This window comes from Thermus sp., from assembly GCF_056332225.1.
This window is the reverse complement of record NZ_JBWGQW010000236.1, coordinates 1-566: the sequence shown is the minus strand read 5'-3', so window position 1 is coordinate 566 and position 566 is coordinate 1. Positions and strand designations below refer to the sequence as shown.

The following is a 566-nucleotide window of genomic DNA, read 5'->3' as shown; positions in this document are numbered from 1 at the left end:
GTGGTTTCCATCCCAAAATCCTAAGGCCAAGAAAGAGGGGTGCGGAATATCGGTGGGAAAGCTCTTTGGGGGCCCCCACCGCGGCAAAAGCCGCGGTGGGGTACTTAGCGAAGGGGGCCTCCTCCGCCTAGGGCTTCTTGGGAGCCAGCGCAGAGGTTGCCCTCACCGGCACCAGGTTTCCGCTCTTGCCCAAGGCCACGTGCCGGTTCTTGAGGAGGGTGCCCAAGGTGTAGATCCGCTTCCCCACCTTGACCTCGAGCTCCTCCAAGGCCATGCCCTTCTTGACCACGGGGTAGCGGTAGGTGGCCTTGGGGAGCTTGAAGACCACGTAGGCCGCCTTGTCCAGCAGGTCGGCCCCTGGGAGCATCCCTTTGCCGCTCTCCCAGAGGGCCGTGCCCTTGGCGTCTTCCAGAAGGAGGACCGTGCTGGGCGGCAGGACCTTGGGCGGGAAGGCCGCGCTCACCGCGAGCTTCCCCTGGGTGGCCGGAGCGGCCAGAGCCATCGCCGATGCCATGAGCAGCCACAACATCCTCTTCATGCCGCACCTCCGGAGCTTGGCGCTCCAG

Annotated in this window: 1 pseudogene; it reads right to left on the bottom strand. The window is 65.4% G+C overall.

Annotated elements, in window-relative coordinates:
- Positions 1-127: 127 nt before the first annotated feature.
- Positions 128-566: pseudogene (locus AC01Y6_RS11105) on the bottom strand (hypothetical protein); the annotation flags it as partial.